The organism is Ruegeria sp. K7, assembly GCF_056531785.1.
This window is the reverse complement of sequence record NZ_JBQFMJ010000014.1, coordinates 95,609-117,514: the sequence shown is the minus strand read 5'-3', so window position 1 is coordinate 117,514 and position 21,906 is coordinate 95,609. Positions and strand designations below refer to the sequence as shown.

General features: G+C 58.8%; 23 protein-coding genes. 6 read left to right on the top strand and 17 right to left on the bottom strand.

Annotated elements, in window-relative coordinates:
- Nucleotides 1–4: 4 nt before the first annotated feature.
- The 5 genes from ACR0FE_RS19340 to ACR0FE_RS19320 all read right to left on the bottom strand — a co-directional run bounded on the left by ACR0FE_RS19340 (nt 5) and on the right by ACR0FE_RS19320 (nt 4,057).
- Nucleotides 5–643: a glutathione S-transferase family protein gene (locus tag ACR0FE_RS19340; protein WP_480914719.1), complete on the bottom strand. Its 639-nt coding sequence runs from the start codon at nt 641–643 to the stop codon at nt 5–7.
- A gap of 276 nt (nt 644–919) precedes the next feature.
- Nucleotides 920–1,132 carry a hypothetical protein gene (locus ACR0FE_RS19335; protein WP_170609554.1) on the bottom strand — a complete coding sequence of 71 codons (213 nt, stop codon included), beginning with the start codon at nt 1,130–1,132 and terminating at the stop codon, nt 920–922.
- 55 nt (nt 1,133–1,187) lie between these two features.
- Nucleotides 1,188–2,969 (bottom strand): acyl-CoA dehydrogenase C-terminal domain-containing protein, encoded by a 1,782-nt coding sequence (locus tag ACR0FE_RS19330; protein ID WP_480914717.1) that lies wholly within the window; start codon nt 2,967–2,969, stop codon nt 1,188–1,190.
- Nucleotides 2,970–3,009: 40 nt separating this feature from the next.
- The gene (locus ACR0FE_RS19325; protein WP_170609557.1) at nt 3,010–3,411 is read right to left on the bottom strand and encodes a MerR family transcriptional regulator; all 402 of its coding nucleotides are present in this window, start codon (nt 3,409–3,411) and stop codon (nt 3,010–3,012) included.
- Between the two features lie 277 nt (nt 3,412–3,688).
- Complete coding sequence (locus tag ACR0FE_RS19320) at nt 3,689–4,057, bottom strand: MerR family transcriptional regulator (protein WP_170619491.1); 369 nt, start codon at nt 4,055–4,057, stop codon at nt 3,689–3,691.
- A 112-nt stretch (nt 4,058–4,169) separates the two neighbouring features.
- Between ACR0FE_RS19320 and ACR0FE_RS19315 the strand changes: the two genes are divergently transcribed.
- From ACR0FE_RS19315 to ACR0FE_RS19305, 3 genes are read left to right on the top strand one after another with little or no spacing between them, the layout of a single operon-like run.
- A complete protein-coding gene (locus ACR0FE_RS19315) occupies nt 4,170–4,589 on the top strand; it encodes a PaaI family thioesterase (protein ID WP_170808242.1) in 420 nt (139 codons plus the stop codon).
- On the top strand, nt 4,590–5,108 hold the full coding sequence (locus ACR0FE_RS19310; protein ID WP_480914714.1) for a PaaI family thioesterase: 519 nt from the start codon (nt 4,590–4,592) through the stop codon (nt 5,106–5,108).
- Nucleotides 5,109–5,114: 6 nt separating this feature from the next.
- Nucleotides 5,115–6,431, top strand: a complete 1,317-nt coding sequence (locus tag ACR0FE_RS19305) for an MATE family efflux transporter (protein WP_170808244.1) — start codon at nt 5,115–5,117, stop codon at nt 6,429–6,431.
- Here ACR0FE_RS19305 and arsC read toward each other — a convergent pair.
- The 4 genes from arsC to ACR0FE_RS19285 are packed head-to-tail and all read right to left on the bottom strand — an operon-like array spanning nt 6,428 to nt 8,587.
- A complete protein-coding gene (arsC, locus tag ACR0FE_RS19300) occupies nt 6,428–6,769 on the bottom strand; it encodes an arsenate reductase (glutaredoxin) (RefSeq protein WP_480914712.1) in 342 nt (113 codons plus the stop codon). The two genes, ACR0FE_RS19305 and arsC, sit on opposite strands and share 4 nt — an antisense overlap.
- On the bottom strand, nt 6,766–7,824 hold the full coding sequence (locus tag ACR0FE_RS19295) for a quinone-dependent dihydroorotate dehydrogenase (protein WP_480914710.1): 1,059 nt from the start codon (nt 7,822–7,824) through the stop codon (nt 6,766–6,768). The genes arsC and ACR0FE_RS19295 overlap by 4 nt, the downstream gene beginning before the upstream one ends.
- Nucleotides 7,821–8,252 carry a DUF1330 domain-containing protein gene (locus ACR0FE_RS19290; protein WP_480914708.1) on the bottom strand — a complete coding sequence of 144 codons (432 nt, stop codon included), beginning with the start codon at nt 8,250–8,252 and terminating at the stop codon, nt 7,821–7,823. Before ACR0FE_RS19290 ends, ACR0FE_RS19295 begins: the two co-directional genes overlap by 4 nt.
- Nucleotides 8,249–8,587: a DUF952 domain-containing protein gene (locus ACR0FE_RS19285; RefSeq protein WP_480490343.1), complete on the bottom strand. Its 339-nt coding sequence runs from the start codon at nt 8,585–8,587 to the stop codon at nt 8,249–8,251. The genes ACR0FE_RS19290 and ACR0FE_RS19285 overlap by 4 nt, the downstream gene beginning before the upstream one ends.
- Before the next feature lie 109 nt (nt 8,588–8,696).
- Here ACR0FE_RS19285 and ACR0FE_RS19280 point away from each other — a divergent pair, with 109 nt between their 5' ends.
- The gene (locus ACR0FE_RS19280; protein WP_480914706.1) at nt 8,697–10,274 is read left to right on the top strand and encodes a bifunctional metallophosphatase/5'-nucleotidase; all 1,578 of its coding nucleotides are present in this window, start codon (nt 8,697–8,699) and stop codon (nt 10,272–10,274) included.
- Nucleotides 10,275–10,340: 66 nt separating this feature from the next.
- Here ACR0FE_RS19280 and ACR0FE_RS19275 read toward each other — a convergent pair whose 3' ends face one another.
- A complete protein-coding gene (locus ACR0FE_RS19275) occupies nt 10,341–11,993 on the bottom strand; it encodes a tetratricopeptide repeat-containing sulfotransferase family protein (protein ID WP_480914704.1) in 1,653 nt (550 codons plus the stop codon).
- A gap of 54 nt (nt 11,994–12,047) precedes the next feature.
- On the opposite strand from ACR0FE_RS19275, the gene ACR0FE_RS19270 reads away from it, so the two are divergent.
- On the top strand, nt 12,048–12,713 hold the full coding sequence (locus tag ACR0FE_RS19270; RefSeq protein ID WP_480914702.1) for an SOS response-associated peptidase: 666 nt from the start codon (nt 12,048–12,050) through the stop codon (nt 12,711–12,713).
- 41 nt (nt 12,714–12,754) lie between these two features.
- Entirely contained in the window at nt 12,755–13,807 is a 1,053-nt protein-coding gene (gene mnmH, locus ACR0FE_RS19265; RefSeq protein WP_480914700.1) for a tRNA 2-selenouridine(34) synthase MnmH, read from the top strand.
- On the opposite strand, the gene selD is transcribed toward mnmH, so the two are convergent.
- The 7 genes from selD to ACR0FE_RS19230 are packed head-to-tail and all read right to left on the bottom strand — an operon-like array spanning nt 13,804 to nt 21,890.
- Nucleotides 13,804–15,957: a selenide, water dikinase SelD gene (gene selD, locus ACR0FE_RS19260; protein WP_480914698.1), complete on the bottom strand. Its 2,154-nt coding sequence runs from the start codon at nt 15,955–15,957 to the stop codon at nt 13,804–13,806. The genes mnmH and selD overlap by 4 nt on opposite strands.
- 5 nt (nt 15,958–15,962) lie before the next feature.
- The gene (locus tag ACR0FE_RS19255; protein ID WP_480914696.1) at nt 15,963–16,349 is read right to left on the bottom strand and encodes a Na+/H+ antiporter subunit G; all 387 of its coding nucleotides are present in this window, start codon (nt 16,347–16,349) and stop codon (nt 15,963–15,965) included.
- Nucleotides 16,350–16,356: 7 nt separating this feature from the next.
- A complete protein-coding gene (locus ACR0FE_RS19250) occupies nt 16,357–16,626 on the bottom strand; it encodes a K+/H+ antiporter subunit F (RefSeq protein ID WP_170609575.1) in 270 nt (89 codons plus the stop codon).
- Nucleotides 16,623–17,120, bottom strand: coding sequence for a Na+/H+ antiporter subunit E (locus tag ACR0FE_RS19245; RefSeq protein WP_170682411.1), 498 nt, complete (start codon nt 17,118–17,120; stop codon nt 16,623–16,625). Before ACR0FE_RS19245 ends, ACR0FE_RS19250 begins: the two co-directional genes overlap by 4 nt.
- Nucleotides 17,120–18,664 (bottom strand): monovalent cation/H+ antiporter subunit D, encoded by a 1,545-nt coding sequence (locus ACR0FE_RS19240; protein WP_480914694.1) that lies wholly within the window; start codon nt 18,662–18,664, stop codon nt 17,120–17,122. The genes ACR0FE_RS19245 and ACR0FE_RS19240 overlap by 1 nt, the downstream gene beginning before the upstream one ends.
- The gene (locus tag ACR0FE_RS19235) at nt 18,661–19,020 is read right to left on the bottom strand and encodes a Na+/H+ antiporter subunit C (RefSeq protein WP_170609578.1); all 360 of its coding nucleotides are present in this window, start codon (nt 19,018–19,020) and stop codon (nt 18,661–18,663) included. The genes ACR0FE_RS19240 and ACR0FE_RS19235 overlap by 4 nt, the downstream gene beginning before the upstream one ends.
- The gene (locus ACR0FE_RS19230) at nt 19,020–21,890 is read right to left on the bottom strand and encodes a monovalent cation/H+ antiporter subunit A (RefSeq protein ID WP_480914692.1); all 2,871 of its coding nucleotides are present in this window, start codon (nt 21,888–21,890) and stop codon (nt 19,020–19,022) included. The genes ACR0FE_RS19235 and ACR0FE_RS19230 overlap by 1 nt, the downstream gene beginning before the upstream one ends.
- Between the last annotated feature and the right edge of the window lie 16 nt (nt 21,891–21,906).

Sequence of the window (21,906 nt, the reverse complement as noted above, 5' to 3'; positions counted from 1 at the left end):
CTCCTCAAGCTCGATCCGACGGGTTGCCGGGCATCAGGTCATAGGGGTGTTTCCAGCCGGGCTGCTCGCTGAGGCGTGTCAGCCAGGCGTCGATATTTGGCCAGTCGGCGCGGTCAAAACCGAATGGTTCCGGATAATACAGGTAGCCGCAGCAACTGAGATCTGCATTTGTCACACCGTCCCCGACGATCCAGTCACGACCGGCCAGATGCTGGTTCAGAATCTCGTATGCCGCCTTAAGCCGACCTTGATTGAACGCGATCACATCCGGGTTGCGGTGCTTTTCCGGCAGGAAATTGATCAGAAAACGAGTGAGGCCAGCCATTGAACTTAGTTTGTGATTATCCCACAACACCCAACGGAAAATCTCGTAGTTCTCTTCCCGGTTCCTGCCGCCGAACTTCCCTGATTTCTCAGTCACATATGCCTGAATGGCGCCGGACTGACTGGTGCGGAAATCACGATCAATCAGAAAGGGCGCTTCGCCCATTTCGTTGGCCTCCGCGCGAAATTCACGCGTGCGGGTCTCGCCATTGAAGAAATCGACAAAGACCGGCTCCCACACCAGCCCCGACATCTCCAAGGCCAGCGCCGCTTTGTAAGAGTTCCCGCTTTCTCCGAAACAATGCAGTTTGATAGTCATGCGATTACCCCTCCCAAGGCGCATGTGGTCAGGTTGGAATTGAGTATTTTGGAAAAGATGAAGAGCCGACGTTTACCTTTGATCAACCTTGGTTTGTTTCAATCAACATGCGGTACAGGCTGGAGAGCCGATGACCGCAAAAGGTGAAGTCGTCCCTGTCCTGATGGCGAGTGCGCCCGGTGGCAGGGGCGCATCAGGCCTTCATCTTTTCAAAAATACTCCCGCCGGAGGCGTTCGGGCTCGATGCCATCGCAGGCGAAGAATTGGCGTATTGCCTCACCGCTTTCGCGCTTCCAGTTCGGAATTGAATATGCGTAGCCGGTGGGTCAGGTTCTCCTCATCAATGACACTGTTGAAATTCTCGAACAGAAAAGACAGCGCTTCACCCTCGTCCAGCCCCGCTTCGCGGGCGAAACCCTTGAGACGGCGATACCCGTCTTCGGTCATTGCAACCGGAAAGCGGCGGGTTAAGCGAAAGCGTTTCGGCATGTCTTGTCCTCCGGGTACCTGGTTCCGGGCGAAAGCACCCGGAACCAGACTGAGTTCAGAAATTTGCCGCGTCCAGCGCCATTACAGTATCCGCGCCGGTTTGTATCCGGGCCAGATGCATGGATGTGGCAGGCAGACGGCGCGCCATATAGAAGCGACCGGTGTTGATCTTTGTCTCGTAGAAGTTCTTGTCCGATGCGCCACTGTCTAGGGCTTCCTGTGCAACCTTTGCCATTTTCGCCCACATCAGACCCAGGCAGACATGGCCGAACATGTGCATGAAGTCATATGACCCGGACAGCGCGTTGTTCGGATTCTTCATGCCCTCCTGCATGAAGTACATGCCAGCGGCTTGCAGGTCTTTCGACGCAGCTTTCAGCGGTTCGATGAAGGCTTTGTCATAAGCTTCGTCCTTGCCACCGTTTTCCTTGCAGAAAGATTTGACCATCTCGAAGAAGGCCATGACATGCTTGCCGCCATCCTGTGCCAGCTTTCGGCCTACAAGGTCGAGCGCTTGAACGCCATTCGCACCTTCGTAGATCATCGCAATCCGGGCGTCGCGGGTGTATTGTGACATGCCCCATTCTTCGATGTAGCCGTGGCCGCCATAGACCTGCTGGGCCTGAACGGTCATGTCGTAGCCTTGATCCGTCAGGAAGCCCTTGATGACCGGAGTCAGCAGCGAGATCAGCCCGTCCGCATCCTTGTCACCCGAGCGGTGCGCCTTGTCGATCATTGTGGCGCCCCACAGGATGAATGCGCGCGCGCCTTCGGTGAAGCTTTTCTGATCCATCAGGTTGCGGCGGATGTCGGGGTGAACGATCAGCGGGTCGGCGGGGCCGTCCGGGTTCTTCACACCTGTTACGTCGCGGCCCTGCAGGCGGTCTTTGGCATATTCGACAGCGTTCTGGTACGCAGCTTCGGCCTGAGACAGGCCTTGCATGCCCACACCCAGACGCGCTTCGTTCATCATGGTGAACATGGCGCGCATGCCTTTGTGCTTGTCGCCCAGCAGCCAGCCGGTCGCCTCGTCATAGTTCATGACGCAGGTCGAGTTGCCGTGGATGCCCATCTTCTCTTCGATCTTGCCGACCGAAACGCCGTTGCGCTCGCCCAGGCTGCCGTCTTCATTCACGATGAACTTGGGCACGATGAAAAGCGACACGCCCTTGATCCCTTCGGGGCCGCCGGGGATTTTGGCCAGCACCAGGTGGATGATGTTGTCGGCCATGTCGTGATCGCCGGCCGAGATAAAGATCTTCTGGCCGGAAATCTTGTAAGAGCCGTCGCCCTGCGGTTCTGCTTTGGTGCGCATCAGACCCAGATCGGTACCGCAATGCGGCTCGGTCAGGTTCATGGTGCCAGTCCATTCACAGCTGACCATGTTGGGCAGGTACTTGTTCTTCTGCTCGTCGGTTCCGTGCGCCAAGATCGCAGACGCCGCGCCGTGCGTCAGGCCCTGATACATGGTGAATGCCTGGTTGGAGCCCGAGAACATCTCGCCCACGGCAGTTCCGAGAACATAGGGCATATTCTGACCGCCATATTCTTCCGGCATGTCGAGGCCCGTCCAGCCGCCTTCCTTCATCTGCTCGAAGGCATCTTTGAACCCGGATGGCGTATAGACGATACCGTTTTCCAGCCGACATCCTTCGGTATCGCCAACCACGTTCAGCGGGTGCAGAACATTTGTGGCGATCTTGCCCGCTTCCTCCAGCACGGCGCCGGTGAACTCGGCCTCCAGATCGGAATATCCCGGAATGTCCGAGGTCGAGACTTTCAGTACATCGTGCAAAATGAACTGTGCGTCTTTGATTGGCGCGTTGTAGACGGGCATGTGAAGCTCCCTTAATTCAGATGTCCGGGGGCGGGCGAGATTATTCGGCCGCCTTCTTTTCCTGTTTCATCGAGACGATGACCTTTTCGCCCCAGCGCAACTGCTCTTTCAGATCGTCGATGGCCTGTGTCAGTTCTTCGCGGCGTGCTTCCATGTCTGCCAGACGTTCGCACGCGATCTCATAGGTGCGGGACATCTGTGTCAGTTGCTGATCACCGACGTGATACAGGTCCAGAAGCTGCCGGATTTCTTCCAGGCTGAAGCCAAAGCGCTTGCCACGCAGGATCAGTTTCAGACGGGCACGATCGCGTTTGGTGAACAGACGTTTCTGGCCTTCACGGATAGGAAACAAAAGTTCCTTGGCCTCGTAAAACCGCAAGGTACGTGGTGTGACATCATAGGTCTCGCACATTTCGCGGATGGTCATCAGGTCTTCGGTCATGGTTCAAACTCTCATCACTGGCGTCGTGAAAAAGATTTGCGCAGTTGATGGGCCTCTTACAACATGCAGATGACGTTTACGTAATGCGAACGCTACGTCACAAAAAAGTTGACGTAACATCCGTTCGCGTAAATCCGCGTTTCGGTAATCTTCTTTCCCCTGGGTAAGGGGAAATCTCGCGATTCCACGCTGCGTGTATCGACGTTCTCCACAAGAAAAATCCCGCAGCGGGACCACGGGAGCTTCAGTTTCGACCGAAATGACGCTTGAAAGGTTGTCAGCCCAGAGAATTGGCCGTCTGGTCGCGCAGTTGCTTGAGGGCGTCCATGGCTTCGTCCAGTTGCTGCCTTTGCTGGCGCAACTCCTCCATTTGCCGGTCAGCCATTTCCACAAAAGTTGCCATCTGAGCCTGGTTGCCCTGATGTTCATAGATCAGCAGCCACTGCCGGATCTCTTCCAGCGGGAACCCAAACTTGCGTCCGCGCATGATCAGCGTCATGCGCGCGCGCTCACGGGGGCCGTAATACCTGGAGCGGCCTTCGCGGTCAGGTTGCAGCAACTCGATATATTCGTAGTAGCGCAGGGTACGGGGCGTTACGTCGAACTCGGCGCACATTTCTTTGAATGACAAACGGGTGTCGGACATTCCTCATCTCCTTGCCTGCAACCTATGGAGTCGTAGCGGCAAGCGCAACAGTCGGGCTTGCCCTTTCGCTGAACTGACGATCATAAAGGGCGCGGAAGAAGGGAAAGACCGAATGGTAGAAAAATTGGGTTTCGCGCGCCAGTTCATCGAGGCGATTCCACATGCCAGGGCATTGGGCATGGAGCTGACGTATATCGGTGCCGGAGAAGCCGAGATCACCATGCCGTACAACGCGGACCTTGTCGGGGATCCGCGCACCGGCGTCATTCATGGTGGGGCGGTGTTCGCTCTGCTGGATACTTGCAGCGGTGCGGCTGTCATGAGCCATCCGTCCGCGCCGGGTGCCACGGCGACAATTGACCTGCGCATAGACTACATGCGGGCGGCTACGCCGGGGCAGAACATTACAACGCGCGCCAAATGCTATCACATCACGCGCAATGTGGCCTTCGTGCGCGCGACCGCAACGGATGACGATCAGGAACATCCTGTCGCAACCGCATCGGGGTCTTTCACCGTGGAGGGCAGGTAAATGGCGCGCAATCGTCCGGAGCCGATGCAGGTGGTCAAGAACCGTCGGGACGCCGCACTGAACGCCATGGTCGATGGGGTGCCGTATATCCGGTTTCTCAACATCACCTTCGACCGGCGTGGAGATGAACTGACGGGTGTTCTGAATTTTGACGACAAACTGATCGGCAATCCGCTGCTGCCCGCGCTGCACGGTGGGGTCACTGCCGCGTTTTTGGAGGTGACCGGCGTGATCACCCTGTGCTGGGAGACCGTGTTTCCCCGCATCGAAAGCGGAGAGATGAGTGCCGAAGACATTCGGGATGCAAGTTTGCTCCGATACCCGAAAACCATCGATTTCACGGTCGACTACCTGCGTTCGGGCTTGCCGCGCGATGCCTATGCCCGCGCTTACATCAGCCGTTCCGGGCGGCGTTATGCTTCGGTCCGGGTCGAGGCGTGGCAGGACAACCATGCGCGCCTGTTCGCGCAGGCTTCGGGGCATTTCCTGATGCCGCAATCGGATTCGGACGAAGGATAGCCTTGGATGCGGGATGCCTCGGCACCCATCACGCACAGACGGGTGCTGAAGATCGCAGCACCTATCGTTCTGTCCAATGCCACTGTCCCGATACTGGGGGCGGTGGATACTGGTGTTGTCGGGCAGATGGGGCTGGCCGCCCCGATCGGCGCTGTCGGTATGGGTGCGGTCATCCTGTCGGCCATCTACTGGATATTCGGCTTTCTGCGGATGGGCACCACGGGTTTGGCTGCACAGGCGCGCGGGGCCGGAGACACGGCGGAAACCGGCGCGCTTCTGATGCGCGGTTTGCTGTTGGGCGGCGCTGCGGGGCTGTTTTTCATTCTGACGCAGGTCTGGGTGCTGTGGGGGGCATTTGCCCTGTCCCCCGCAAGCCCCGAAGTCGAAGCCCTGACCCGACAATACCTGGAAATCCGGATCTGGGGTGCCCCGGCGACAATTGCGCTTTATGCCGTTACAGGCTGGCTGATCGCGATCGAGCGGACGCGGGGCGTGTTTGTTCTTCAGGTATGGATGAATGGCCTGAATATCCTGCTGGATCTGTGGTTCGTGCTTGGGCTGGGCTGGGGAGTCGAGGGCGTCGCGCTGGCGACACTGATCGCCGAATGGACCGGGTTGGCCCTGGGGCTATGGCTCTGCCGTCAGGCATTTGCCGGCAATCAGTGGAGAGACTGGCCGCGCATTTTCGACGGCGCACGGCTGCGCCGGATGATGCAGGTGAATGGCGACATCATGGTGCGGTCCGTCCTTTTGACCGGATCGTTCACCACTTTTCTTTTTGTCGGATCAGATCTTGGCGACGTCAATCTGGCCGCCAATCAGGTTCTGCTGCAGTTTCTGGAAATCACAGCCTTTGCGCTTGACGGTTTCGCCTTTTCGGCCGAGGCGCTGGTCGGCGGGGCGGTCGGGGCAAAGGACCGTTTTCAGGTTCGGCGTGCGTCCGTGATGGCGTCACAATGGGGCGTAGGCGGCGCTTTCGCGCTGGGTCTGGTTTTCTATCTGGCAGGACCCGCGCTGATCGATGTGATGTCGACCTCGCCCGAGGTGCGTGAGGCCGCGCGCGAATTTCTGATCTGGGCTGCGATTGCCCCGGTGATTGGCGTGGCCAGCTGGATGTTCGACGGTATCTACATCGGCGCGACCTGGACCCGGGACATGCGCCAGGCGATGATCCACTCGGTCGGGATCTACGTCCTGTCCCTGTTCATTCTGGTGCCTGCATTTGGTAATCACGGGCTGTGGGCCGCGCTGATGGTTCTGAACATTGCGCGTGGCGTCACGCTGGGATGGCGCTATCCGAAGCTAGAGGCGCAAGTCGCTTAAAGCAGGGTCAGCAGGTTTTCGGGCGGACGCCCGATAGCGGCCTTTTCATCGCGAATGGCAATAGGGCGTTCGATCAGGATCGGGTTTTCGGCCATGGCACAGATCAAGGTATCGTCCGGCGTCGCTTTGTTCAGCCCCAGTTCCCTGAAGCGCTTTTCACCTGTGCGCATCATGTCGATTGCAGCAATGCCCAGTTTCGCCTGCACGGCCCGCAATTCGTCTTCTGACGGTGCGTCCTCCAGATACTTCCGGACACGGGGTTCTGCGCCGTTTTCTTCAAGCAGTGCAAGCCCCGAACGCGATTTCGAACACCGCGGGTTGTGCCAGTATTCCATCACACCCAATCCTCTCGTTTGCTGCCAACCGCCTGTGCGACATTTTCAAACCCGTCCCGGGCCAGAAGTTCGTCCAGACCCCGGGCGATTTCCGATGCCAGCGACATGCCGCCGTAAACCATGGCCGTATAGAACTGGACGGCCGAGGCACCGGCGCAAATCTTGGCATAGGCCTGTTCCGCGCTGCTGATGCCACCCACGCCGATCAAGGGAATGCGTCCTTCGGTCAGTTGGCTGAGCTGCGCAAGAACGCGGGTCGATTTTTCGAACAAAGGCGCGCCAGACAGGCCACCAGCCTCATCCTTGTGTGCGCTTCTCAGCCCGTCGCGAGACAGGGTGGTATTCGTGGCAATGACCGCGTCAATTCCGGTTTCCAGCGCGATATCGGCGATATCTTGTATCTCTGGTGCCGTCAGGTCCGGAGCAATTTTCAGGAATACGGGAATCGGTGCCGGCAGCGCGTCTCGCGTTTTGACAACACCCGCCAGCAAAGCGCCAAGCGCGGCCTTACCCTGCAGGTCCCGCAGTTTCTCGGTGTTGGGGGACGACACGTTGACCGTGGCAAAATCCAGATGGGCGGCGCAATGGGCCAGTACTTTGGCAAAATCACCGGGGCGGTCGTCGCTGTCCTTGTTGGCGCCAAGGTTCAATCCGATAACCGCATCGCGGGGACGGCTCGCGAGACGGCGAGCCATGACGTCCATTCCTTCATTGTTGAAGCCGAAACGGTTGATGGCCGCCTTGTCTTCGGTCAGGCGAAACAGGCGCGGTTTCGGGTTGCCCGGTTGTGGACGCGGTGTCACCGCACCGACTTCAATAAACCCGAACCCGGCCCGCGATAAAGGGCCCAGAACCTCGCCATTCTTGTCGAATCCAGCGGCCAGGCCGACCGGATTGGCCAGCGTCAGACCGGCGATCTGCGTACGCAGGCGTGGTGACGTGACAGGGCCGGCAGCCGGGACCAATCCGGCTTTCAAAGCCCGGATCGACATCCCATGGGCAGTTTCGGGGTCCAGCCTGTGTAAGGCTGACAGCCCAAGCTTTTCGATCAGTTTCATCCGAAGGTCCCTCCGACCTGTGCTGGCGAACAACGGATCAGCCGCGAGGTCGAAACAGCCGCCTGACGATGCACCACAGCGGTGCGATAAACGGGGTCGGTTACCATCTCAAGGAAGGCGTGCGCGCTGGGATATCGGGCGATGAACACGGCATCCCAGATTTCGTCGGCGGGGCCTATCAAAGTGGTTTCAAATCCACCGCGCCACAAAATGGACGCTCCGATGCGGGCGACAATGGGCGCGGTTTCCGATCCGTAGTTCTGGTAGGCCTCAGCGCCGGTCAGGCCGGCATCTGCCAGCGCGTGCCCGGAAGGGTATTCAGCCTGCGCGCGAAACCTGACCAGGTTGAGCATCTCGATCGGTTGATCGCGATCCAGTGCCTTGAACAACTCGAACTGCTCACGATCAGGATCGATGAAGCCGGTCATACCATCTCCTTGGGGAACTGGTGTAGCGTTCCGTCAAAGGGCAGGGCGCGGGTCCAGATCACATCGGTCATTCGGATCTGCCGGTAAAGGTGGGGAAACAAGGCACCCCCGCGCGAAACTTCCCATCTCAGATCATCGCCCATGGCGTCGGCGTCGCAGGCCAAGAGGACAAGGCCATCAACTCCGGCAAAATGCTTGGCGGCGGTTTCGGCGGCCTGTTGGGCCGTCGAGAAATGGACAAATCCGTCGGTAACGTCAATCGGCGCGCCGTCTGACGCGCCCTGATCCTGCAGCGTGGTCCATTCATCGGACCTGAAAATCTTGTAAATCAGCATGAGGTGGTGATGCCTTGCACGGCGTGGGGAATCAAGGCGGATTTCCCCCTTTGACTCTTTGTTTCAGTCGGCGCACGATCCCTGCAATCAACGACAGGGAGTTTCATTAATGTTGATCCGTTTTCTGGCATCTACTGCCATTGTGGGCCTGACCGCAGGTGTTGCGGCCGCCGACTACAAACTGACCATTCTGCACACCAATGACTTCCATTCCCGGTTTGAGCCGATCAACAAATATGACAGCGGCTGCGACGCCGAAGACAATGCCGAAGGCAAGTGTTTCGGCGGTTCTGCGCGCCTTGTGACCGCAGTGGAAGAAGCCCGCGGCCGCGCTGAGAATTCGATTCTGGTGGATGGCGGAGATCAGTTTCAGGGTTCGTTGTTTTATACCTACTACAAGGGCAAAGTCGCGGCCGAGTTCATGAACCGGCTGGGTTATGACGCGATGACCGTGGGCAACCACGAATTTGACGACGGCCCCGAAGTGCTGCGCGGTTTCGTCGACTCCGTCGATTTTCCGGTTCTGATGTCCAACGCGAACATTGCTGACGAAGAACTGCTGACCGACAAGATCGCGAAGTCGACGGTTATCGAGGTTGGCGGTGAAAAGATCGGCCTGATCGGCCTGACGCCTCAGGATACGGACGAACTGGCCTCACCCGGGCCAAACGTTACATTTTCCGACCCGGTTCCGGCCGTGCAGGGAGAAGTGGACAAGCTGACCGGCGAAGGCGTCAACAAGATCGTTGTTCTAAGTCACTCGGGCTATGGTGTGGACCAGCGCGTGGCGCAGGAAACCACCGGCGTTGACGTGATCGTAGGGGGGCATTCCAACACGTACCTGTCGAACGTGTCCGACAGGGCCGTCGGGCCTTACCCGACCGTCGTGAATGACGTTCAGATCGTTCAGGCCTACGCCTATGGTAAATTCCTGGGCGAGTTGAATGTGACATTCGACGACGACGGAAATGTGATCGAGGCCGTTGGTGAGCCGCTGATCATGGACAACACCGTGACCGAGGATCAGTCCGCGCTGGACCGGATCGCCGAGTTGGCGGTTCCCCTGGATGAAATCCGCAACAAAGTTGTGGCCAATGCTGCCGATGCGATTGAAGGCGACCGCGCGATCTGCCGCGTGCAGGAATGCCAGATGGGCAATCTGGTTGCCGATGCAATGCTGGCCCGTGTGGCGGATCAGGGCGTTCAGATCGCCATCGCCAATTCCGGTGGCTTGCGGGCCTCGATCGATCCGGGCGAAGTGACCATGGGCGAGGTTCTGACGGTGTTGCCGTTCCAGAACACATTGTCGACCTTCCAGATCAGCGGTCAGGGGGTCATCGACGCCCTGGAAAACGGCGTGAGCCAGGTTGAAGAAGTCAAAGGCCGCTTCCCACAAGTGGCCGGTATGGCCTTCACATGGGATCCGTCGGTTGCCCCGAACGAGGGACGCGTAACCGAGGTGATGGTGGCCGAAGGCGATGGCTTCGTGCCGATTGACCCGGCGGCGACATATCTGGTCGTGACCAACAACTATGTCCGCAACGGTGGTGACGGCTATTCCATGTTCGAGGGCGACGACAAGAAAGCTTATGACTTCGGGCCGGATCTGGCGGATGTCACCGCTGAATACCTAGCCGCGAACGCGCCGTATACGCCTTATCTGGACGGACGCATCAAGCAGAAGTAAGCATCCCGACACCAACGACAAAGGCCGCATCCCCGATGCGGCCTTTTCTGTTCGGTGTGATTTGTGTCAGCTGAGATCGTATTCCGGCCAAAGCTCGGGATCGAAGCCGTTCAGCATCGGTTGGATGTGGTCTGCGACTTGACGCCAGCCGCCGATTGATTTGGTCGAAATCTTCTTTCGAACCTGATCAATGCTGGCGGTGCGCACCTGCTTTTTGTTCTTTTCCGGGTGCATCATCGTCTCGTGCCATTCGAGGCCAAGGAAGTCCGCAACCTGCCGGCTATAGGTTTCGGGGTCAGTGACGAGTTTTTCATACGGCACGGTCAGAATCCGGTCGCCGAAAATGGTTTCCCAATGGGCGATGTACTTGCGGTACATGTTCGCGGAATGTCCGATTGCTTCCAGATTGGACGCATATCTCATACCCGGTGCCGGGAAGCGCCTGATCCATTTCGACAAACCGACATCGCGCGGATCGCGCATCATATTGATAACTTTCGCATTCGGGAATGCAGAAAGTAAGAATCCTACCTGCTGGTAGTTGTGAGGCAACTTGTCGACAAACGCGATTGATGTCTCCGGGACCGGTGGCATCAGGCGGCGGAAATCTCGGGCAAATTCCTCCGCGTCTTTCGCGTCATAGGCTTTGCCTTCATGGATAAAGTCGTAGGACAAGTCCGGCCCTACAGTCAGTTCCCCACACCCTGCGACATCCGGAATCGAACTCAGCATCATTTCCATGAGTGTCGTCCCGGAGCGCGGTTGGCCGATGACAAAAATCGGGATCGGCCCATCGACCACCTCGGAGGAGATCGGAGTGTCAATTTCGGGGAACAACTGCACAATGCGCCGAAGTTTCTGGCTTTCGTCGCCGAATTTGTACGGATTCAACTCGTGTTGCAATTCGTTGGCCCGCGCAAACCCGGGCATTGCGGCAGTCAGCCCATGCAGAACGGATGTGATTTGCGCCTTGGCGAACTCAAGCTGCGAGACAGGGTGATCGCTGTTGTCGATGGCAGTAGCTACAAGCGGTTCCAGGTCGCGCGCGCGGTCCTCGTCGGCCATGTTGGACAACTGCAATAGTGACGCCACATGAGCGGGATCATTGGTGATGATCCGGTCGAGAATCTCGGCGGCATCCTTTTTCTTGCCCTCCTGATGAAGAATCGAGGCTTTTTGGAATGCGACTGCGTTGTCGTCTGGCGCCAGTTCATAAGCGCGATAGGCGTCCTGCCTGCAGTTGTCGCTGAACCCAATTCTGTCGTAAGCGCGGGCTCGGGTCGTCAACAGCGTGACATCGTCCGGAGATTTTTTGAGTTTTTCGGTCGCATGTTCAACAATCTCGCGCCAGTTGGATCCTTTGAGTTGGATCTCATCCACAACGCGAACAAGCTCTGCGTTGTTGGGAAACTGCTCCAGCATTTTCTCGGCATAAGCCAGCGCGCGCGGGATCTGGCCTGTCTGCATCAGAGCGTTTGCAAGGTTTTCAGCAAACTGAGGGTCATCGGGTTTGCGACGCGCGGCTTCGACGAAATGGGGAATGGACTTCTTGTACTGTTTCAATTCGGTGAAAACAAAACCCGCAATGGCTTGAAAGTCCGTATCCTTTGGAAACTTCTTGATCCCCAACTGCGCTTTTTTAAGTGCCTGCGGCAACTTACCTGCCTCGAGATCACCAAGCGCTTTGCCCTTCAGGGATTTAGCTGTTTGATTTGCCATGTGACCTCGTGTGAACCTGAGCCTGTAGAAAAAAATGTCAGTGGTTCATTACCTATGTGCGGACGGTTTGCAATAACTCTTCCCAACGACGCAATGGCGCAGCTGTTTTCTGCGCGCCCGGCGAACAGCCTTCCGGGCGTTCCCAATTTCAATGTGTGCCCGACCAATCAGGTGCATGTCGTGCGGACCGGTGAAGGAGGCCGCCAGCTTGATCCGATGCGGTGGGGGTTTCTGCCGCATTGGTACAAGGCGCAAAATGATGGCCCGTTGCTGATCAATGCGCGGGCTGAAACCCTGGCCCAGAAACCCGCGTTCCGCGCGGCCTGCCGCGAGCGGCGTTGCCTGATTTTGGCGACAGGGTTCTATGAATGGACCAAATCCGACCAAGGACAGCGGTTGCCCTGGTATATCTCGCGCCGCAACAACGAACCGATTGCCTTCGGCGGTGTCTGGCAGGACTGGGGTCTTGAAGGTGAACGCCAAAGCACCTGCGCCATCGTCACCACTGCGGCCAACGGAAATCTGGGCAAGATCCATCATCGGATGCCATTGATCCTAGAATCCGACGACTGGGCGCTTTGGCTGGGTGAGGCGGGTAAAGGGGCGGCCCGGCTGATGCGTCCCGGTGCGGAAGATGTGTTGACCTACCATCGGGTTGATCCTGCGGTGAACTCGAACCGGGCCAGCGGCGCAGAACTGATCGAACCAGTCGAGGAGTGAGCTGGCTTTTCTTTCAGCCAAGCCCAAGATAGACCGCAGATATGGTTCTGAAATTCACCACCCTGCCTGACCTCTACACACACGACTTCGATACCGTGATCGATGTGCGAAGCCCTGCAGAATACGCAGAGGATCATTTGCCGGGTGCCATCAACCTGCCGGTTCTGGACAATGAAGAACGGGCGAAAGTCGGCACGATCTACGTTCAGGAAAGCCCGTTTCTGGCCCGCAAGCTGGGCGCGGCTCTGGTGTTTCGCAATGCTGCCGCGCATATCGAAAACAGCCTCAGCCATCACGAGGGAGGATGGCGGCCTCTGGTCTACTGCTGGCGCGGAGGGCAGCGGTCAGGGTCTTTCACCTGGATGCTGCAGCAAATCGGGTGGCGTGCCGACGTAGTTGAAGGTGGCTACCGCACCTACCGCCGGCTGGTGAACCGCTATCTGTACGATGACGTCCTGCCGCACCGCTTTGTGGCGCTGGACGGATATACAGGAACGGCAAAAACCGAATTGCTCGCGCATCTCGCAAAGCGAGGCGTGCAGGTTCTGGACCTTGAGGCGCTGGCCAATCATCGCGGCTCGTTGCTGGGTGAAATGCCCGGAGGACAACCCAGCCAGAAAGGGTTTGAGTCCGCATTATCCGCCGTGCTTTGTCGGATGGACGCCAGTCGGCCAGTGGTCGTCGAGGCCGAGTCTTCCAAAATCGGAAGACTGATCCTGCCGCCCAGCCTTTGGAACGGGCTGCGAGCGGCTCCTCGTGTCCGAATTGATGCCCCGCTTGCGGCGCGGGCAGATTATCTGGTCGCTGCCTATGATGACATTCTTTCAGATCACGAGCGGATGCGTGACCGGCTGTCACCGCTGCGCTTTCATCGCGGCCATGACGTCGTCGATAACTGGCTGTCCCTGATGGAGGCCGGAGATAAACGTGGTCTGACGCGGGCGCTGATGGATCAGCACTATGATCCGGCCTACGCCAAGTCGCAGAAGGGTAGGGGTGCTCAGGTCATTGCGGAGCTTCAGGCCGACCGGCTGGATACCGACAGTCTTGCCGATGTCGCTGCCCGGATCGAACAGGTTCTGGCCCGGCTTTAAAGACGCAAGCCCAGAGCCTTGGTTAACCGACCGACAATAGCTGCGGGATATCCCGCGTCACGAAGCGACGCGCACAGGTCCTGAGCCTGGTCCGGGGCGACCGCAGCCAGCAATCCTCCGGCGGTTTGGGGGTCGAATAACAAGCCTGCTTTACCTTCCGCGGGCAGTTCCGGAGCTATTGCCCTGTTGTCAGCGAAAATGCTCGACCGGATGCCGTTCGAATACAACTCTTCAGCGCCGACCATTACAGGCACGGCCTCAAGATCCAGTGCTGCACCGCAACCCGAAGCCTCGCACATTCCCTTCAGGTGGCCGGCCAGACCAAAACCCGTGACATCCGTCATCGCATGCGCGCGCCTGAGGATTTCGGCGGCTGTGCCCTGTGGGTGGGTCATGTGGCGAAATGCGGCCGCGACCCACGCGCCATCGGCCTGACCAGCCATTTCAGCGGCCATCAAAACACCGCTGCCAATGGGTTTGGTCAGGATCAGTGCATCCCCCGGCAGACCACCGGCCAGAGTAATAGGTTCCTGGGCGCAAAGACCGATGATGGTGAAACCGATGGTCATCTCATCGCCCATAGAGCTGTGGCCGCCAACAATCTCGGCACCAGCCTGCCGCAGAACGTCGCTGGCGGTTGTCATGATTTCCGTCATCGTGCGGTGCTGCAACGTGGCGGACATGCGGGGCAGGATCACAGTTGCAGTCGCCGCCTGCGGCGCCGCACCCATCGCCCAGATATCACCAAGCGCGTGCACGGCCGCGATGCGCGTCATCAACACGGGGTCTGCGGCGAAGCTGCGCAAGTGATCCGACGTGATGACCTGACGCGCCCCACCCGTTGTCAGCAGGGCCGCATCATCGCCGGGCAGGGGGGTGACATCCGAGCGTTCGGGCGCAGGCAACGTCTGCAAGGCTTGCTGCAAGGCACCACGCCCAACTTTGGCACCGCAACCGCCGCACATCGGTTTGTCACCCAATGCTTCGCGCAAACCGTCCGCATGATGCCCGGGCAGTTTCGGTATTGCCATCTGCGGCAGGTCACGAAATCTGTTCATGAATTTCTGGTCGATGTGGTTTTTCCATTTCCACATCAACGGACCGCTGAATGACGTTCCCAACTTTTCCGCAAGGGCGGACTTCCTGCCCAGCGAAATCAGTTTCAGATAATCTTTCTGCGGCACGTACCGCCGCATCCGTCCCGCTCCCAATGCCGCGCGCAGATTGTCAAACAAAACCGGCGCTTCACGGACCGCATAGACGCCGGCCTTGGGGCGCGGGTTGTCGGACAGGTGCGCGCAATCGCCGGCGGCAAAGATCAAGGGGTGGCTGGACTGCAGATGCGCGTCGACACGGATGTAGCCACCCTGCATCTCTAACCCTGTTTCAGCGATCCAGTCATAGGGTCGCGCACCAGCGGCTCCGGTCACGAACGCGGCTGGGATGTGGCGGCCATCCTCCAGTTCAACATAATCCTTGCCGATCTGGCGAATGGAAGCGTTTTCGAAGATCGCGATCCCCAGGCTTTCCATCGCCTGTCGGATGGTTTCCCCGGCCTTGGGGCCTGTGGCCGTCAAAGCCGTGGCGTTGTCGATCAACGCGACCCGGGCGTCGCGGCCCTGCGCCCGCAACGCATGCGCCATCGCCATGACCAGTTCGACCCCGGCAACACCGCCGCCAATGACCGCGACTGACGCGGGCCCGGGCGTCTTCAGGTAGTCGGCCCAACGTGCCGCAAATAGGCCCAGAGGCTTCGCCGGCACCGCATGTTCCGCAAATCCGGGCAAGGCGGGCATGTCAGAAGTTATGCCCACATTGACCGATGCGACATCAAACGAAACAGGCAGGTGCCCTGAAACGTGAACAACCCGTCTTGCTGGATCCAGGCCGTTTACCGCGCCCAGAATGATGCGCGCCCCGGCAAATCGCGCCAGCTTTACCAGATCGATGTCCAGCTCGTCCCGCCTGTAATGCCCGGCCACATAACCCGGCAACATGCCGGAATAAGGCGCGGTTGGGCCGGGATTGATGATGGTCACTCGCGCGCCGGGCAAGGGGTTCATTCCCCACTTGCGCAGCACAAGCGCGTGCGTGTGGCCCCCGCCGATCAGAACCAGATCGCGGGTCAAAGGCAACGGAGGTGTATGCATCAGGTTCAGTTCGCTGTGTGATCCGGGACGTCTTCGACCTGCTCGACCGCGTGGGTGGCCCAAAGCTCATCCTCGCCTGCATCCGGCAGATCGCCGGGCGATTCATGGCGATGAATGTGCCATTTGGCAATGAACAGGGCCGTGATCGGCGCGGTCAGGAACAAAAACAGCGTTATCAGCAGCTCGTGCAGCGACGCGTGATCCTCCAGCAGGACGGAATGAAAGATCGACGCCAGCAGAACGCCCCCAACGCCCAGAGTTGTGGCCTTGGTCGGCGCGTGCAGCCGGGACATCGGATCCTTCAGCTTGATCATGCCAAACGATCCCACGAAACCAAATATGCCCGAGACGATCAGGAAGAAAGCGATGAGAAATTCGAAAACGAAACCCATGTCGCCCTCACTCGATAATGTTGCCACGCAGCATGAAGCGTGCGTAAGCCACCGTTGAAACAAAGCCCAGCATGGCGATGATCATGGCGGATTCAAAGAAGATCTCGGTTCCCAGCCTGAGACCGTAAAGGATCATCAACGCGATGGTGTTGATGACCATGGTATCCAGCGCCAGTACCCGCGTGCCGACACCGTCGGCCGTCACGATCCGCCATAGACACATCATGATCGCCGCGCCAAAACAGGCAAAGGTGAAATAGATGGCATAGGTGATCATTCGAAAATCTCCTTGAGGCGACGTTCATAGCGTTGCTTGATCTGGTCCCGAACCTCGTCAGGGTTCGGGGCGTCAAGGCAATGGACCAACAGATTGTGCCCCTGCGCAGACAAATCGCAGCTGACGGTGCCCGGCGTCATGGTGATCGTTCCGGCCAACACGGTAATCGCCTCGGGTGTGCGCAGTTCAAGCGGAATACAGACCCAGTTTGGTTGCCGATCACTGTCGCGCTTGAACAGGATGATCCGGGCGACCGCGATATTGGCCATCACAATGTCCCATAGAACGACAAGCATGTATTCCACGATCATCGGCCAGTTGCGCAGTATGGGACGGTCCGGCCAGTAGGGCTGCGTGATGAACGGGATGATGATCCCCAGAATCAGACCAAACACCAGCGAATTCAGCGAGGGTTGGTTGGCAAGCAACATCCACACAAACGTCAGCAGAATGGTCAGATGCGGGTGCGGAAATATCCGGTGTAGCAGTTTGATCATTCTTCACCTCCCATGACGGCCGAGATGTAATTTTCGGGCGAGAACAATTGTCCTGCCGTGCCTTCAGCGTAGGTCAGCGCCGGGCCAGCGAACAAGGTCAACAGCATCAGGCCAAGGACCAATCCGAATACCGCCGTGAATGCCAGCGCCGGTTGAGGTTCGGGCGCAGGCAGAACGACGTCTTCATCTTCATTTTCGGTCTCTGCTGTGGTGTTAAGCTGCGCGTCGTGGCTTTTCCAGAAGATCAGCGAACCGGCCCGGGCCAGTCCGACGATGGTCACAAAAGACCCGATCAGGATCACCGCCCAGATTGCGTTGGCGTCCGGGGCATCCCGCGCGGCGTCCAGTACCAGCAGTTTACCGACAAAACCGGACAGTGGCGGCATACCGGCCAGCGCAATTGAGCCCACGAAGAACAGCGCCGAAATCAACCCGCTTTGCGGCATCGGATTACCGGGCTCAATGGCACCGCCGCGCCGCTGCATCACAAGGTCTGCCACAAGGAACATAAGCGCTGTCGCCAGTGTCGAGTGGAAAATGTAATATAGCGCGGCAGCGGTTGCGCCGGGCGAGAACAGCGAAATCGCAATCAGCAAAGTGCCCATCGACGCAATCGCGCAGAACGCGACCAGGCGCGCGATGTGCTGTGCTCCCAGAATGCCGATTGCTCCGACCGCCAGAGTGACCAATGCAGCTGGTTGCAGCCAAGCTCCGACCAGGCCTTCTGTCACTGCGACGTCGGGACCAAAATCCAGGGTATAGACCCGCAGGATCGAGTATGCGCCCACCTTGGTCATGATCGCAAATAGCGCGGCCACAGGCAAAGGCGCGTTGGCATAGCTGGCGGGCAGCCAGAAATGCAGCGGCAGAACGGCGGCCTTGATGCAGAAGACCAGCAGCAGCAGTACCGCGCCGACCCGTAGCAAAGCTGTATCTTCAGGTGGAATTTCGGCCACGCGCAGCGCCAGATCGGCCATGTTCAAAGTGCCGGTCACGGAATAGATGGTGCCAAGTGCAAACAGGAACAGGGTCGAGCCAAGCAGGTTGTAGGTGACGTACTGAACCCCGGCTTTCAGCCGTACAGAACCACCTCCGTGCGTCATCAGGCCGTAAGAGGCGATCAGCAGAACTTCGAAGAAAACGAACAGGTTGAACGCGTCTCCGGTCAGAAAGGCGCCACAAACACCCATAAGCTGGAAGTGGAACAGGGCGTGAAAGTGCTTTCCCCTGTCGTCCCAGCCGGAGGCAATGGAATACAGAACGATGGGAAGGGCCAGCAATGCCGTCAGCAGCACCATCATGGCCGACAGTTTGTCCAGCACCAGCACGATCCCGAATGGCGCGGGCCAGTTGCCCAGTTCATAGACCTGAATGTCGCCGCCCGACGCTTTTGCGGTGATGGTCAGGGCGATACCCAGCAGGCCTACGACACCGGCGACCGAAAAGATGCGCTGCAGGTCCAGATGGAATCGCAGTACCATGATGATGAAGGGGGCCAGGATCGCGGGCAGGACGATCGGCGCAACGATCCAGTGATTCATGCGTCTTCTCCTGCGCCGTCCACGCTGTCCTGCGCGCTCATGTCGATGTGGTCATCCATGGACGACAGATAGGCGGACAGGGCGATCATCACGATCACCGCCGTCATACCGAACGAGATCACGATGGCCGTCAGCACGAGTGCCTGCGGCAGCGGATCGGTGTAGGGCACGTCCTTGTACTTGTTCAGAACCGCCGGCGCATTCAGCGCCAGCCGCCCGGTGGCAAACAGGAACACATTGACTGCATAGGTCAGCAAAGACAGGCCCAGAATGACGGGGAAAGTCCTGCGACGAAGGATCAGGAAGATCCCGGCTGCGGTCATGACGCCTACGGCAGAGGCTACGAGCGCTTCCATCAGGCCTGCTCCTTCTCTTGGTCTTCTTCTGGCGGATCATCCCGAAGCGGGTTGATATCCATCGGGAACTCCTGCGCCATGCCCGGTTGCCATGCAAACCGTGACAGGCTGTCCAGCGCCAGCATGACAGCACCCAGAACGGCGAGGAATACGCCGGTGTCGAACAGGATGGCGGTGGCCCATTCGAACTCTTCCAGCGGCGGCCAGTGAATGTAGCCGAAATCGCTGGTCAGGAACGGCCTTTCATTGAACCACGCGCCCAGTCCGGTCGCAGCGGCTATCAGAACGCCCCAGCCGATTGTTCCGTGGTAAAAGAACCTCTGCCGTTCAATGGCCCAGGTGTATCCGCTGGCCATGTATTGCATCAGGTAGGCGATCGCGACGATCAGACCCGCGATAAAGCCGCCGCCGGGCTGGTTGTGGCCGCGGAAAAAGATGTAGGCGCCCACCATCAGGGCAATCGGCATCATCACGCGGGTTGCAACCACCATCATAAGCGGGTGCGAGTCGCCCGATTGCGGCCAGTGCGGTTTGCGGTTCAGAAGATAGGCCCGGACATTTGTGCTCAGAACCGCCTCGGTCAGGGCAAAGATGATCAGCGCGGCAATGCCCAGAACGATGATCTCGCCAAAAGTATCAAAGCCCCGGAAGTCGACGAGAATGACGTTGACCACGTTGGTGCCGCCGCCGCCCTTGTACGAGTTCGCCAGATGGAAATCCGATATCGTCGGAAAAGCGAAATCGCGCAGCATCAGCGCATAGATCAAGGCGCCGCTGCCGATCCCCGCCACGACAGAGATCGCCGCATCCCGCCAGCGGCGCTGGGCGCTGCTGTCCCGTGGGGTTTCGGTTGGCAGAAAGTTCAGCGACAGCAACAGCAGGATCATCGTGACCACTTCGACCGAAATCTGCGTCAGCGCCAGATCCGGAGCGGACAGGTAGTTGAACGCCATTGACACGATCAGACCCACAACACCGATCAGCACCAGTGACAACAGGCGGTTGCGGTGGAACCACATGATCGCGAGCGTTGCTCCCACCAGACAGATCCAGCCGATAATCGGTATGATTGGTGCGGGCAGCGGCACCCGGGTCTCAAGCCCGATTGTGCCGGTCGAATAGGCGTAAAAACCCATCCCCAAGGTAAAGGCGATCATGATGATGGCATAACGCGAGATGACGCCATTGTGCAGCTCGTCCGTGACCCACTGGCTGAGCTTTGTCAGCGCGCCGATCACTGCGTCGAAGATGTCTTTTGCCTCGGGCCGGGGCAGCGCGTTCCAGACCTGTTCTCCGCGCTTGTGCAGCGACACCAGGAAAAAACCTCCCAGCGTTGCCACGATGGACATGTAAAGCGCCGGAGTAAAGCCATGCCACAGTTTGAGCGAATAGTAGGGCAGCTTCTCTCCGCCGATCACCGCGCTGGAGACAACGGCGACCAGCGGGCCAACGATGGCGGCGGAATACAGACCGATCAGCACAACCAGAACCACAAGAAATGCGGGGGCCAACCACAGCCCGACGGGCGGATCATGCGGATGTGCCGGGTAATCGTCCCGCTCGGGGCCAAGAAAAACGTGGCCCACAAAGCGGAAGGAATAGGCCGCTGAGAAAAGCGCCGCCAACAGGGCCAGACCGGGCACCAGATAATGCGAGTTCAGCCATGTTGTATGGACTGTTTCCTCAAGCATCATTTCCTTGGAAAGGAACCCGTTCAGCGGTGGCAGGCCAGCCATCGACAGGGCTGCAATCGTCCCGATGGTGAAGGTGATCGGCATCAGGTGCCGCAACCCGCCCAGCCGTTTGACGTCACGGGTTCCGGTCTCGTGGTCGACGATCCCTGCGGTCATGAACAGGGCGGCCTTGAACGTTGCATGGTTGATGATGTGGAAGATGGCGGCCACGGCGGCAATCTTAGTGCCAAAGCCCAGCAGCATGGTCACAAGACCCAGATGCGACACGGTCGAAAACGCCAGCAAGGCCTTGAGGTCATCCTTGAACAGCGCAATGCAGGCACCGATCAACATCGTTACCAGACCGGTTGTTGCCACTATGTAGAACCAGGCCTCGGTCCCGGCCAGAACCGGCCACATCCGCGCCATCAGGAACAGCCCGGCCTTTACCATCGTGGCTGAGTGCAGGTAGGCCGAAACCGGTGTTGGTGCGGCCATCGCGTGCGGCAGCCAGAAATGGAACGGGAACTGCGCTGACTTGGTGAAACAACCCAGCAGGATCAGGATCAGCGCGGGCATGTAGTAGGGCGACGACTGGATCAGCTCCTTGTTCTGGAGGATAACGCTCAGGTCGTAGGACCCCACGATATTACCAAGGATCAGCATCCCGGCGATCATCGCCAGCCCGCCTGATCCGGTGACAGCCAGCGCCATGCGCGCGCCCTGACGCCCCTCGGGCAGGTGCCGCCAGTATCCGATCAGCAGGAAGGAACTGAGCGACGTGAGTTCCCAGAAAATCAACAAAAGCAGAATGTTGTCGGACAGAACGATGCCCACCATCGCGCCCTGGAACAGAAGAAGATAGGTATAGAACTGCCCCATCGGGTCTTCGCGGGACAGGTAGAACCGCGCATAGAGGATGATCAGCAAACCGATCCCCAGGATCAGCAGGGCAAACAGAAACCCCAGCCCGTCCAGCATGAAATTCGCGTTCAGTCCCAGCCCCGGTATCCAGTCGAACCTGGCCGTCACCACCTCGCCGCGCATGACGGACGGAATGTGGATCAGCAGCCCCATCAGTGCCAGAAATGTGGTCAGTCCGGCAGCCGAGGCCGCCGCGTTTCGTCCCGCCCGGATCAGAAGGGCTGGGAACACAGCTCCGAGGAAGGGAAGGGCCGCGATAAGGAATAGGGACAAGTGCGATACTCCGGTC

Coding starts and splice junctions, on each gene's coding strand:
- ACR0FE_RS19340 (WP_480914719.1), bottom strand. CDS start 643: ATGACTATCAAACTGCATTGTTTCGGAGAAAGCGGGAACTCTTACAAA.
- ACR0FE_RS19335 (WP_170609554.1), bottom strand. CDS start 1,132: ATGCCGAAACGCTTTCGCTTAACCCGCCGCTTTCCGGTTGCAATGACC.
- ACR0FE_RS19330 (WP_480914717.1), bottom strand. CDS start 2,969: ATGCCCGTCTACAACGCGCCAATCAAAGACGCACAGTTCATTTTGCAC.
- ACR0FE_RS19325 (WP_170609557.1), bottom strand. CDS start 3,411: ATGACCGAAGACCTGATGACCATCCGCGAAATGTGCGAGACCTATGAT.
- ACR0FE_RS19320 (WP_170619491.1), bottom strand. CDS start 4,057: ATGTCCGACACCCGTTTGTCATTCAAAGAAATGTGCGCCGAGTTCGAC.
- ACR0FE_RS19315 (WP_170808242.1), top strand. CDS start 4,170: ATGGTAGAAAAATTGGGTTTCGCGCGCCAGTTCATCGAGGCGATTCCA.
- ACR0FE_RS19310 (WP_480914714.1), top strand. CDS start 4,590: ATGGCGCGCAATCGTCCGGAGCCGATGCAGGTGGTCAAGAACCGTCGG.
- ACR0FE_RS19305 (WP_170808244.1), top strand. CDS start 5,115: ATGCGGGATGCCTCGGCACCCATCACGCACAGACGGGTGCTGAAGATC.
- ACR0FE_RS19295 (WP_480914710.1), bottom strand. CDS start 7,824: ATGAAACTGATCGAAAAGCTTGGGCTGTCAGCCTTACACAGGCTGGAC.
- ACR0FE_RS19290 (WP_480914708.1), bottom strand. CDS start 8,252: ATGACCGGCTTCATCGATCCTGATCGTGAGCAGTTCGAGTTGTTCAAG.
- ACR0FE_RS19285 (WP_480490343.1), bottom strand. CDS start 8,587: ATGCTGATTTACAAGATTTTCAGGTCCGATGAATGGACCACGCTGCAG.
- ACR0FE_RS19280 (WP_480914706.1), top strand. CDS start 8,697: ATGTTGATCCGTTTTCTGGCATCTACTGCCATTGTGGGCCTGACCGCA.
- ACR0FE_RS19275 (WP_480914704.1), bottom strand. CDS start 11,993: ATGGCAAATCAAACAGCTAAATCCCTGAAGGGCAAAGCGCTTGGTGAT.
- ACR0FE_RS19270 (WP_480914702.1), top strand. CDS start 12,048: ATGTGCGGACGGTTTGCAATAACTCTTCCCAACGACGCAATGGCGCAG.
- mnmH (WP_480914700.1), top strand. CDS start 12,755: ATGGTTCTGAAATTCACCACCCTGCCTGACCTCTACACACACGACTTC.
- selD (WP_480914698.1), bottom strand. CDS start 15,957: ATGCATACACCTCCGTTGCCTTTGACCCGCGATCTGGTTCTGATCGGC.
- ACR0FE_RS19255 (WP_480914696.1), bottom strand. CDS start 16,349: ATGGGTTTCGTTTTCGAATTTCTCATCGCTTTCTTCCTGATCGTCTCG.
- ACR0FE_RS19250 (WP_170609575.1), bottom strand. CDS start 16,626: ATGATCACCTATGCCATCTATTTCACCTTTGCCTGTTTTGGCGCGGCG.
- ACR0FE_RS19240 (WP_480914694.1), bottom strand. CDS start 18,664: ATGAATCACTGGATCGTTGCGCCGATCGTCCTGCCCGCGATCCTGGCC.
- ACR0FE_RS19235 (WP_170609578.1), bottom strand. CDS start 19,020: ATGGAAGCGCTCGTAGCCTCTGCCGTAGGCGTCATGACCGCAGCCGGG.